Below are 11,327 nucleotides of genomic sequence, written 5' to 3'. Positions count from 1 at the left end.
CGCGCGGTCCACCTGCCGCCCTTCGTGGCGGGGTTCGGCGCGGGCGCGGCGAGCGTCATGGTGAACAGTGGCAGCGTGAACGGCGTGCCCGCGCACGCCTCGCGGGCGCTCCTCACGGACGTGCTGCGCGGCGACCTGAAATTCTCGGGTGTCACCGTCTCCGACTGGGAGGACGTCCTGAAGCTCCAGACGGTCCATGGGGTCGCGCCCTCGTACCGCGAGGCGGTGCGGCTCGCCCTCACGGCGGGCGTGGACGTCTCGATGGTGCCGCACGACGCGGCGGGCTTCGCGGACGCCGTGCTCGACCTCGTGCGCTCGGGCGACCTGCCCGCCGCGCGGGTGGACGAGGCGGCCGGGCGTGTCCTCGCCCTCAAGTTCCGGCTCGGACTCTTCGAGCGTCCGCTCGTGGACCCCGCGCTCGCGGACGCGGCGGTGAGGGCGGGGCGTGACGTCGCGGCCCGCGCGGCGCGCGAGTCGGTCACGCTGCTCGCCACGGACGGGCGGACCCTGCCGCTGGGCCCCACCTCCCGGCGCGTGCTGGTGCTCGGGGAGCGGGCGCGCGACGCGCGCTCGCAGCTCGGCGGCTGGACCGTGGGCTGGCAGGGTCTGCCCGCGAACGAGGACACGCCCGCCGTGACGGTCCTGGACGGTCTGAAGGCGGGCGTGCCGCGCGAGGTGCGCCTCGCGTACAGCCCCACGCTCCCTCCCCGGCCGGACGCGGACGTGCTCGTCGTGGTGGTGGGTGAACCTCCGCACGCGGAGGGAGAGGCGGACAACCCCGCCCTCGCGCTGCCCGAGCAGGACGTGACGTTGCTGCGCGGCGCCGTCGCGAGCGGGAAGCCCGTCGTGGCGGTCCTGCTCGCGGGACGGCCCGTCGTGCTTCCGGACGACGTCCGCACCCGGCTCGCGGCGCTCGTGATGGCGTACCTGCCCGGCAGCGAAGGTGGACGCGCCGTGGCGGACGTGCTGTACGGCAGCACGAACCCATCGGGGCGTCTTCCCTTCACGTGGCCGCGCGCCGCCCCGGACGTGCCCTCGCCGTACGACGCACCCCGCGCGGGTGCGGCGCCGCTCTACCCCTTCGGGTACGGGCTGAGCTACACCACCTTCGCGTACGAAAACCTTCGCGTCACGCCCGCGGAGGTCACGGTCGACGTCACGAACACGGGCCGCCGCGCGGGCGCGCACACGCTGCTCGCCTTCGCCCGCCCCGTGAATTCGGGCTCGCCCGCGCCCCTCGCGGCCTTCGGTCGGACGGTGCTGCGGCCCGGCGAGACCGCCACCGTCCGTCTCACCCTCGGGGGCCTCCCCGCGGGAGACACCGAGGTGACGGTGGGCGACCTGCGCGCCCGCGTCACCGTGCCGCCCTCCACCCCCTCGACCCAAGGAGAGTGATCCCGTGACCGTACGCGTCGGTGTCGTCGGCGTCGGCAACATCAGCCCGATCTACCTGCAGGCCCCACGCAGGTCCCCGAATCTGGAGGTCACGGCGGTGGGCGACCTCGACCTGGACCGCGCCCGCGCCCGCGCGGAGGAGTTCGGCGTGCCGCTCGCGCTCCCCCTGGGCGAGCTCCTCGCCTCGGACGAGGTGGACGTGGTCCTCAACCTCACGGTGCCCGCCGCGCACGCGGACGTGTCGCTCGCGGCGCTCGCGGCGGGCAAGCACGTGTACTCGGAAAAGCCCCTCGCGACCGACCTGAGCGCGGGTCGCGCCGTGCTCGACCTCGCGCGCGGGCGGTCCCTGCGCGTGGGATGCGCGCCCGACACGTTCCTCGGAGCTGGCCTGCAGACCGCACGCAAGGCGCTCGACGACGGCCTCATCGGGGAGCCCGTGGCGGCCTCGGCATTCATGCTGGGGCACGGTCCGGAACGCTGGCATCCCAACCCGGACTTCTTCTATCAGCCCGGCGCGGGCCCGATGTTCGACATGGGACCGTACTACCTCACGGCGCTCGTGAACATGCTCGGGCCGGTGCGGCGTGTGGCGGCGTCGGCACGCGCGTCCTTCCCGGAGCGCGTGGCGGGAGAGGACCCCTCGGGGCGGCGCTTTCCGGTGAGCACGCCCACGCACGTGGCCTGCACGCTGGACTTCGACGCGGGGCCCGTCGCGACGCTCGTCACGAGCTTCGACGTCTGGGCGAGCGAGCTGCCGCGCATCGAGATCTACGGGACGGAGGGCACGCTGAGCCTCCCGGACCCGAACACCTTCGGCGGGCCCGTGCGGGTGCGGCGGATGCTCACGGACGACTGGGAGACGCTGCCCCTGACGCATCCCCACGAGGACAACAGCCGGGGCATCGGGCTCGCGGACATGGCGCTCGCCCTCGCGGAGGGCCGCGCGCACCGCGCGAGCGGCGAGCTCGCCCTGCACGTCCTGGAGGTCATGCACGCCACCCTCGTTTCCGGTGAGCAGGGACGCCACCTCGACATCGAGACGCGGCCTGCCCGCCCCGCCGCGCTGCCCGCCACCCTGCCCGCCGCCCCGTCCGACTCCGAGACCCGGGAGGTCACACCATGAAGCACGCGCCGGTCGCCCTGCAGCTCTACACCGTCCGGGACGCCGTGGCCCGCGACATCACGGACACCCTGAGTCAGGTGGCGCGCATGAAGTACGAGGGCGTCGAGTTCGCCGGGTTCGGCGGGCTCGCGCCCTCGCGCGTGCGGGAGGTCCTCGACGGCGAGGGCCTCACCGCCGTCGCCTGCCACGTGGGCGTGCCCGCCCTGGAGGCGGATTTCGACCGCGCCGTCTCGGAGGTGCAGGAGGTCGGGGCGTCCTTCGTGGTGTGTCCCTGGGTGGACCCGGCGGTCGCGCACGACGCGGCGCGCTGGGTGGACTTCGCGGGGCGGCTGCAGGGGTGGGCGCTGGCCTGCCGGGCGCGGGGCCTGACCTTCGCGTACCACAATCACGTGTTCGAGTTCGAGGCGCGCCATGACGGGGAGTTCGCGCTCGACCGCCTGTGGCGGGTCGCGCCGGACGTGCGGATCGAGCTGGACGCGGCGTGGGCCTTCGCGGGCGGCGTGGATCCGGCGGCGTACCTGCGCGGTCTCGCGGCGCGGGTGCCGCTCCTGCACGTGAAGGACGTGACGGTCCACGGCGCGGAGCGCGAGACCGTGGAGCTCGGCGAGGGTGAGGTGCCTCTGCCCGCCGTGCTGGACGCGGCTCGGGACGCGGGCGTGGAGTGGCTGATCGTGGAGCAGGACCAGTGCCGCCGCGATCCGCTGGAGAGCGCGCGCGCGAACGCCGCGTGGTTGCGTGGGGCCCTGTCCGTGACGACGTGACGGGCTAGCGCTCCTTTCTCAGGAACGTCGTGAGGTCCCGCAGCTGTTCGGGCGTCAGGTACCGACGCAGCGCGCGGCTGCGGGCGTCACGGTTCGTTCCGGCCTCCCGGAGGGCGGCGAGGAGGTCGCGTTTGGCCTGGAAGTTCAGGTCGAGCCGGGCGAGGGCGCGCTGCAGGGCGGGCAGGCGCCCGGGGTCGCTCGCGGCCACCTCGTCGGGTGTGGGCGGGGTGACGGAGGTGGGCACCCGCCCGAGGAGCCGGGCGAGGAACTCCTCGTCGCTCCAGGGGCCGCCCTCGCCGAAGCGGACGACGACGGCGTTCTCGGACGGAATCAGGTAGAGGCGCTGGTTGCCCGCTCCGGCGGCGAAGGCGACGTCCGTGGGCGCGCTCGGCGCGAGCCGCGTGGCGCCGTCCGCGCCGCCGAGGGCCCGGACGGGGACCTCGTCGTCCGCGTCGAGGGTGCCGGCGAAGGGAACGTTGAGCCACCACGTGAGCCCGTACGCGGCGAGCGTTCCGCTGCCCTCGAAGCACTGACGGAGCCGCTCGGCGCTGAGGACCGTCCTTCCTTTCCAGCGCCCCTGTTGCAGGACGAGCTGGCCGTAGCGGGCCCAGTCGCGGGCGGTCATGCCGGCGCTCCCGGCGAGGTTGGGGTTCCCGACGCGGTCGCGCTGCCAGACGGCGCGCGCGCCGATGGGGTCGAGGACGCGCCGCTGGAGGTACTGCGCCGGGTCCTGGCCGGTCTTGCGGCGGACGAGCTCGCCGAACGCGGCGAGGTGGCTGTTGCCGTAGGTGTAGCGCGCGCCGGGCGCGGCCTCTGCGGGGGCGCGCAGGGCGGCGCCGTAGAGGTCCTCGTTGAGCCTGACGGCGGCGGGTCCGACGCGGGCGGGGAGGCCGCTGGTGAAGGAGAGGAGCTGCCGTACGGTGATGTCACGTTTGCGGACGTCGGTGCGCCACTCGGTGAGGGTGTCGGAGGCCCGCTCGTCGAGGTCGAGGCGGCCGTCGTCGGCGAGGGCGACGGCGATGGCGCACGAGAAGCTCTTGCTGCCGCTCGCGAGGAGGTGCGGGCGCGTGAGTTCGAAGCTGCCCTGCGCCGCCGCGTAGAGTTCCCGGCCGCCCTGCACGACGAGGAGGGCACTGCCACGCTGCCTGGCGGAGTAGTCGGCGGCGTCACGGATGTGGATGGGGTCGAGTGCGGCGGCGTGGGTGACGAGCGTGGCGAGCGTGACGAGTCCCGTGAGGGTGGTCCTCAGAACGTTCATGAACGTTGGAGATCGGCGAGCACACGGAAGTTCCGCTTCAGGAGGAGGTCGCGTTTGAAGCCATCTTCGTTGTCTAGACAAGTTTTATAGATTCCCGTGGATGCAGACAGATCGTTCCGCGTGAAAGCTTCGCCCGGTGGGTCGGTGCGTGGGACGGCGCCGCGTGCCTTGCTCCCACGCCGGGGCCTCCGCAGGAGCAGAGGATTGACCGCCCGGACACCGCTTGTGCTTCTCCGGGCTCAGCGCTCGAGCTCGGGGACAAGCGGTTCGATCGGTCATCGACCTTCTTCTGGGACGCTTCGGTTCCACGGTCCCGTCAGGTCCGACCGGTGCCGGAATCGTTCGTCGAGCCGCACGGAACGCAGGGAGATTCTCCACTATGTATAAAAATAGTCACAGATGGGCAAGCACCGTGCCAGTCACGACTTTTTCACACATCGGCGCGTACCATCGACGCACTTCTTCAGCCGTCCAGGAGGACCACATGACCCGACGGGAACGCCTCGACGCCCGCGAACGCATCCTCAGCGCCTACGAACGCGGTCAACTCACCCTCCCGCAGGCCCAGGCCCGTATCCGCTCGCTCGATCACGACCTGCCCCTGGACGAGGCCGACCTTCACCCGGCCCGCCCACCGCGCGCCGCCTGACGCCTCACGTACCAGCACTCCCACGCTCGTCCCATCCTCTACCGGGACGGATCTGCGCCTCGGCCCGCGAAGACGCCGTCCCCTCGCCTTCGCGGGGTCTTCGCGGAAGAGTGTACATAACAGCAATTATGGTTCCCCTCGAGTCCCTCCACCCCCCGGACGCGTCCATGACCTCGGCCTCGGGGCACGACACGACCACGAAGGTCCCGAGTCGCGCACGTCCCCGGCACGTCACGCCGCCCGCGACCCGCCGCCAGGTCAGGCGGGAAGCGACGCGAGCAGGGCAAGGTGCGCCGGTTCCCACCTGACCGTCCGTACGTGCGTGGTGAAGGAAGCCCTCACGACTCATGAAGCGAGACTTTTCACCGCGCCCGCACGTCGCCTGGGATGATCGAGACATGCCTTCCCAGGACCACGACGTGCTCGCGAAGAAGGCCGTGCACCTCAGCGCGCGGACCTCGGTCGCACAGGCCATCGTGCTGACCTCCACGGGAGGACACACCGCCCTGCACGACGCCGCGCTCGCGCTGCGCGAACGCTTCCTCGACGCGCCCTTCGACATCGGGTCGCTGCGTCAGGTGCAGGGCGAGGCGGACTGGATCGTCGTCAGGATCCTCCTGGGCTCGTGAGCGGCCCGGGCCGCTCCTCCGACGGCGCGGGCTTCTCGGGATCGAGCATGTGATGCGCCCGCACCAGCCGGGAGAGCCCGAACACCCAGGCGACGGAGAAGAGCGCGCCGCCCGCGACGTCCGTCGGGTAGTGCACGCCGATGTACACCCGCGACCACATCATCCCCAGCACGTACAGCACGCCCAGCACGATCGACAGGACCCGCCAGCGGGTCGGCCACAGGGCCGCCACGATCGTCGCGGCGAGCGCCGTCGCGAACATCGAGTGTCCGCTCGGGAAGCTCGAATCGTTCTCCGGCAGGAAGGGCGTCCACAGGGTCGGGCGGGGCCGATCGAAGAACTGCTTGAGCAGGAAGTTCACCGTGGCGATCCCGCCGAGCGTCAGCACCGTGAAGTACCCCAGGCGATGCCGTACGCGGTAGAGCAGGACCGCCAGCAGGAGCGCGAGGGGCGCCATGCCGCGCGCGGAACCGAGGATCGAGAAGGTCGCCGCGACGTGATCCTGCCAGGGCGAGCGCAGGGCGTGGATCGCGAGCATGAGGGGCTCCTCCAGCCGGAAGGGCTCCTTGTCGTACACGTCGTCCGCGATCTTGGTGAACAGGAAGAGCGGCAGCACGAGACACAGCGCGAAGATCAGGATGAGGCGCCCGTGCCGACCGAGGAACCGCGTGAGGTGAAGCAGGTGCGAGGACATGGGTGCGGACACGCTACCCCCCGGGATTCCCGGGAGGAACCACGCATCACTCAGCGGACTTCATCCGTGAAGAAAGACTCACGGGTCACGCTCCGCTCAGACGAGCCGCAGCAGGTCCGCGAAGTGCCCGGGGCAACCGCCGTCCGCCGTGAGCGGGCAGTTGTGCGTCACGGCGATCACGTGACCGCCCGCGCGACTGCAGATCCGCTCGCCGTCCTTGACGCGCTCGGCGAGCAGGGCCGTTTCCGGCATGGGGGTGTCGCCGACGTCCTCGCGCAGGAACTTCACGAAGCGGCGGTAGTGTTCCGTCGCGGCGTACTTGTCCTCCACGACGGTGAGGCACGTCATGAGTTTCTGGTGGTGGTCCTCCCCGAGGTAAGGGTCGGCGCGCAGGGCAGCCACGAGGTCCCGCACGGCGAGGTCGCAGTGCATGGACTCGCAGTGCAGCAGGGACCGTTCGATCAGGGCGCGGGTGTACGCGGCGCGGTGCTCCTCTCGCGCGGAACGGACCCAGTCGGCGTTCACGTGCGGGAGAAAATCGCCGGCGTACGCTTCGAGCGCGCGGCTGAGCGCGAAGTAGCGGGCGTCCCCCTCGGCGTGGGCAGCGTCCTCCAGCGCGGCGTGGAGCGCGTACACGTCGCTGGCGCGGAGCACGTCGTCGGCGAGGACGTAGCGCCCGTGGTCCTCCCGGACGGCGTCGGGACGACCGAGGGCGGTGCGGGCGCGGTGCAGGGTGACGCGGAAGCGGTTGCCGCTCCGGGCGTCGGGGTCCTCGTGCCAGAGCACGTCGATGATCTCGTCGCGTCCGAGGCCGTCGGGACGTGAGAGCAGCAGGAAGACGAGGTCGCGGGCGCCCTCGGCCGTCCACTTCACGGGACGCCCGTCGAGGGTGGCCTCGGCGCGGCCGAACGTACGGAGCTTGAGGGTGGACACACGTGTCTCCTGGGGTGGGACCTGGGGTCCCTGTTCGAGCACGGCGGGAGGGTGCGGTTCCTCAACAGTGTAGGCGGGCTTACTCAAGAAAGAATGAAGGAAGTCACCTTTGAATGAGGCACGATGAGGGACATGACGCCGCTTCCCGACGCCGCCCCGCCCGTGTACACCCCCTTCGAGCACGGGCGGTACGACGTGACGCCCGGCCTGCTCGTCCTCGGGCGTCACGCCGTGCAGGGACGCGCCGAATCGCACGTGTACGCCTTCGATCGGCAACTCCCGGAGTTCGTGCGGGCCAAGGTGGAGGTGCGCGCGAGACTGCACCTCCACTACGTGCAGGCCGCGCTCCCGCCCGACCTGCGCCGCGCGGCGCTGGAGGCGTTCCTCGCGCCCCTCGCGCGGGATTCGGGCGGCGCGGTCACCTGGGACGGGCAGAGGCTCGCCAACGCGTGGCTGGGATGGTCCGCCCGCCTCGACCTCGAACGGGGAAGCGTGGAGGGGCTGCGGCGGAAGGACGGCCCGCTCGCCCACCTCGTCCGGGAGGTCGAGCCGCGCGACGCGCTGGACTTCATCGCGCTCAACGTGCCCGAGGACCTCACGGTCGTGGCGCGCGACCCCGCGACCCAGGAGGACTGGCAGGCCGCGCTGCACGTCTGCTTTCCGCAGGGCTGGGACCCGCGTGACAAGGTGGGGCGGTCCTTCGCGGCCGTCCACGCGCCCGTGGGCGGTGCGGGAGCGCTCCTGTCCGCCGCGTCCCGACTCACGACGGCGATGACGACGAAAGGTCCCTTCGTGCGTTTCGCGTGGGGTCTGCACGCCTCGGGAGGGTTCGGCGCGCACCCCGCCCTCGTGCACGAGGAGGTCCGTGACTTCGATCCGTCCTCGACGTGGCTCAGGGTGGAACGGCAGACCCTCGCGCCCCTCCCCGGCGGTGCGGGCGCGGTGTTCACGATCAGACCGTACCTGACGCCGCTCCTGGAGGTCGCGGATGACCCGTCACGACGGGAGCGGCTCGCGCTCGCGCTCGTGTCGATGAAGGTGGAGCACCTGCGGTACAAGGGGATGACGTCGTGGCGGGACGACGTGGTGGCGTGGTTGCGCGGGGATCACCCCGGCAGGTGAACCTCGACTTCACGCTCTCCTCGTTCCGTCCTCACCGCGACCGGCCTCGGGCTTCCTACGCTGGACGTGATGAAGTTCACACTGGAGATGATCGAGCGTGTCGAGCAGCACGTCGGACGGCCGGTGCTGTACCTCAAGCCCGGCGTGCCCACCCCACCCAACGGCGCCCTCCTGCTGGGCGCGGACGAGAGCTTCACCGTGACGGGCGTCCTGCGTCCGGCAGACGAAGGGGGAGGCGCGGTCGTCCGCGCCGTGCACTGGAGCCACCCCAAGCCCACGAACTACGAGCGGTGGTGACCGGCTTCTCACAAAACCTTCAGGCTGTCAGAAGAATGTAAGACGAACCGCGGTAGCGTCAGGCATGCACAACCCGCTCCGCCGCTCTTCGGCCCTGTCCGTGCTTACCCTCTGCGGCCTCCTCACGCTCGCCCACGCGGACGCGCAGCGGGTCGTGAAGGTCGCCACCCTCAGCCCCCTGAGCGGCTCGCTCGAATCGCTCGGCAACGACGTCCGCCGCGGCGCCGAGCTCGCCGTGAAGCTCCGCCAGCGCGAGTTCTCACAGCTCGGCGTGACGCTGCAACTCCAGGCCTTCGACGACGAGGGCGACGCCCAGGTCGGCGCGAAGCAGGCCGAAACCATCCTGAAGGACGACAGCGTCCTCGCCGTCGTCGGCGCCCTCAACTCCGGCGTGAGCCTCACGGCGGGCGGCGTGCTCGCGAAGGGACAGGTCGCGATGGTCACGCCCGCCAGCACCGCCGACAAGCTCACCACGCAGGGCTGGACGCACTTCAACCGTCTCGTCGCGCCCGACAAGGCGCAGGCCGAGGCGGGCGGCGCGTACATCGCCGGCACCCTCAAGCCCAAGAGCGTCTTCGTCGTCAGCGACAACACCACCTACGGCAACGGCCTCAGCACCCAGATCCAGGCGTCCCTCAAGAAGAGCGGCATCAAGATCGCCGCGTACATCGGCGCGACCGACGTCGCCGCGCTCGAGGCGCTCGCCCCGCGCGTCCAGGCGAGCGGCGCGGACCTCGTCTTCTTCGGCGGCACCCCCGACCTCGGCGGGCCCTTCGTGAAGGCGCTGCGCGCCGCGGGCGTCAAGGCCACCTTCATGGGCGGCGACGCCCTCGACTCCAGCGTGTTCGTCAAGCTCGCCCAGAAGGACGCCGCCGACACCCTCTTCACCACCGTGTACGGCCCCGTGAGCGCCTTCGCGAACCGCACCGCCTTCGTCACGGCCTACGAGAAGGAATACAAGACGAGCCCGTCGGGCTTCGCGGCCTTCGCGTACGACGCCGCGAACGTCCTGCTCAGCGGCCTCAAGTCCGTCACGACCACCAGCAAGCTCCCCACACGCGCGCAGGTCTCGGCGGCCGTGCGCGGCGGCAAGGTCGCGGCGGACGGGACCATCACCGGCACCGTCTCCTTCACCAAGACGGGCGAGCGCGCCAGCTCCCCGCTCTTCCTGATGCGCGTCGGCGCGGACACCCTCGCCCCGCGCGTGGAGAAGGTGCTGCGCTACAGCGCCCCCACCCAGCCCTGAGCGCGGACGAGGAGGGGCCGACCCGCGGGTCGGCCCCTCCTCACGTCGACCCGCCCGACCCTTCCTCCCCGTCCACGGCGGGCAGCGTGAAGTGCACCGCCGTGCCCTCGCCCGGGACGGACTCGATCCACGCGCGGCCCCCGTGCCGCTCCACGATCTTGCGGACGATGGCGAGCCCGAGACCCGTCCCCTCGTACCGGTCGCGGACGTGCAGCCGCTCGAACAGGCCGAAGACCCGCTCCACGTACGTCGGCTCGATGCCGATGCCGTTGTCCCGCACCGTGAAGTGCCACATCCCGTCCTCGCGGGTCGCCGCGATCTCCACCACGGGCGCGACGCCCTCACGCCTGAACTTCACCGCGTTCCCCACGACGTTCTGAAACAGCTGCGTCAGTTCCGACTCGTCGCCGAGCACCAGCGGAAGGGGAGCGGAGCGCACCGTCGCGTCCGCCGTCGTGACGAGCGCGTCCAGCCGACGCAACGCCTCCGCGAGCGGTACGTCCGCCGCGAGGGGACGCGGCGGCTCGCGCCGCGCGTTGAGGCGCGAGAACACCAGCAGATCGTCGATGAGCAGCTTGAGCCGCTCCGCGCCGCGCGTCACGAGCGAGAGGTACTTGCGGCCCGGCTCGTCGAGGACGTCTCCGTAACGGCGGTTGAGGACCTCGGAAAAGCTCGCGATGGTCCGCAGGGGCTCCTGCAGGTCATGTGACGCGACGAACGCGAACCGCTCCAGCTCGGCGTTGCTGCGCCGCAGGTTCGCGTTGAGCTCCTGCAGGGCGTCACGATGACGGCCCACCTCCGCCGCGGCCTCCGAGCGCTCCAGCGCCGTCCCCACCGTGGCGGCGGCCCGGCGGACGAGGTCGTGTTCGCCGCTCGTCCAGCCGCCCTCCCGGCTCGGGCGCCACACGACGAGGAAGCCCTCCACGTTCTTTCCACGTCCCGTGATCGGTTCGACCGCGCAGGCCTGACCCTCCGCGCCACGCACCACGTCGGGCTCCCGGCCGTAGTCGTCCACGTACAGCGGGGCGCCGCCGTCGAAGACGCGCGCGAGGAGCGGCGTGTGGTCGAGCGTCAGGTCGGGCCGCGTCATCACGTCGAGGATGGCTCCCGGCGGCTCGCCCCAGATGGTGGGCGTACGCACAGCCCGCCCGTCGAGCGGCACCACCAGCATCGCCGACGCGCCCAGCGCCGGGCCGAGCCGTTCGAGCGCCGCGCTCGCC

General features: G+C 71.7%; 12 protein-coding genes. 8 read left to right on the top strand and 4 right to left on the bottom strand.

Translation table 11 applies throughout. The features are described from left to right. The 3 genes from DEIPI_RS32005 to DEIPI_RS0116705 form a co-directional block, all read left to right on the top strand. Positions 1–1,395 (top strand): glycoside hydrolase family 3 C-terminal domain-containing protein (locus tag DEIPI_RS32005; RefSeq protein WP_211238309.1); only part of this gene is annotated, 1,395 nt, incomplete at its 5' end. A gap of 4 nt (positions 1,396–1,399) precedes the next feature. Then, the gene (locus tag DEIPI_RS32000) at positions 1,400–2,518 is read left to right on the top strand and encodes a Gfo/Idh/MocA family protein (RefSeq protein WP_045234537.1); all 1,119 of its coding nucleotides are present in this window, start codon (positions 1,400–1,402) and stop codon (positions 2,516–2,518) included. Further along, positions 2,515–3,279, top strand: a complete 765-nt coding sequence (locus DEIPI_RS0116705; RefSeq protein WP_027482518.1) for a sugar phosphate isomerase/epimerase family protein — start codon at positions 2,515–2,517, stop codon at positions 3,277–3,279. The genes DEIPI_RS32000 and DEIPI_RS0116705 overlap by 4 nt, the downstream gene beginning before the upstream one ends. A gap of 4 nt (positions 3,280–3,283) precedes the next feature. On the opposite strand, the gene DEIPI_RS31995 is transcribed toward DEIPI_RS0116705, so the two are convergent. Then, on the bottom strand, positions 3,284–4,537 hold the full coding sequence (locus DEIPI_RS31995; protein ID WP_052351798.1) for a serine hydrolase domain-containing protein: 1,254 nt from the start codon (positions 4,535–4,537) through the stop codon (positions 3,284–3,286). Positions 4,538–5,021: 484 nt separating this feature from the next. On the opposite strand from DEIPI_RS31995, the gene DEIPI_RS37990 reads away from it, so the two are divergent. Together DEIPI_RS37990 and DEIPI_RS0116690 are read left to right on the top strand one after the other, a co-directional pair. After that, positions 5,022–5,186 carry a hypothetical protein gene (locus tag DEIPI_RS37990; RefSeq protein WP_157463745.1) on the top strand — a complete coding sequence of 55 codons (165 nt, stop codon included), beginning with the start codon at positions 5,022–5,024 and terminating at the stop codon, positions 5,184–5,186. A gap of 398 nt (positions 5,187–5,584) precedes the next feature. Then, complete coding sequence (locus tag DEIPI_RS0116690) at positions 5,585–5,815, top strand: hypothetical protein (protein WP_027482517.1); 231 nt, start codon at positions 5,585–5,587, stop codon at positions 5,813–5,815. Here the strand turns inward: DEIPI_RS0116690 and DEIPI_RS31990 are convergent. Together DEIPI_RS31990 and DEIPI_RS31985 are read right to left on the bottom strand one after the other, a co-directional pair. Beyond that, the gene (locus DEIPI_RS31990; RefSeq protein WP_045234536.1) at positions 5,793–6,509 is read right to left on the bottom strand and encodes a phosphatase PAP2 family protein; all 717 of its coding nucleotides are present in this window, start codon (positions 6,507–6,509) and stop codon (positions 5,793–5,795) included. The two genes, DEIPI_RS0116690 and DEIPI_RS31990, sit on opposite strands and share 23 nt — an antisense overlap. A gap of 96 nt (positions 6,510–6,605) precedes the next feature. Beyond that, a complete protein-coding gene (locus DEIPI_RS31985; protein WP_052351797.1) occupies positions 6,606–7,442 on the bottom strand; it encodes an AfsR/SARP family transcriptional regulator in 837 nt (278 codons plus the stop codon). A gap of 132 nt (positions 7,443–7,574) precedes the next feature. On the opposite strand from DEIPI_RS31985, the gene DEIPI_RS0116675 reads away from it, so the two are divergent. The 3 genes from DEIPI_RS0116675 (at position 7,575) to DEIPI_RS0116665 (ending at position 10,107) form a co-directional block, all read left to right on the top strand. After that, positions 7,575–8,564, top strand: coding sequence for a heme-dependent oxidative N-demethylase subunit alpha family protein (locus DEIPI_RS0116675; RefSeq protein ID WP_027482516.1), 990 nt, complete (start codon positions 7,575–7,577; stop codon positions 8,562–8,564). Between the two features lie 69 nt (positions 8,565–8,633). Further along, positions 8,634–8,861, top strand: a complete 228-nt coding sequence (locus tag DEIPI_RS0116670) for a hypothetical protein (RefSeq protein ID WP_027482515.1) — start codon at positions 8,634–8,636, stop codon at positions 8,859–8,861. Positions 8,862–8,925: 64 nt separating this feature from the next. Next, on the top strand, positions 8,926–10,107 hold the full coding sequence (locus DEIPI_RS0116665) for a branched-chain amino acid ABC transporter substrate-binding protein (RefSeq protein ID WP_027482514.1): 1,182 nt from the start codon (positions 8,926–8,928) through the stop codon (positions 10,105–10,107). 40 nt (positions 10,108–10,147) lie between these two features. Here the strand turns inward: DEIPI_RS0116665 and DEIPI_RS35715 are convergent. Further along, a partial coding sequence (locus DEIPI_RS35715) for a sensor histidine kinase (protein ID WP_245588587.1) occupies positions 10,148–11,327 on the bottom strand: 1,180 nt, incomplete at its 5' end.

Source organism: Deinococcus pimensis DSM 21231, assembly GCF_000519345.1.
Lineage (GTDB): Bacteria > Deinococcota > Deinococci > Deinococcales > Deinococcaceae > Deinococcus_A > Deinococcus_A pimensis.
Note: the sequence above shows the minus strand (reverse complement) of the source record. Positions and strands in the feature narration are given on the sequence as shown.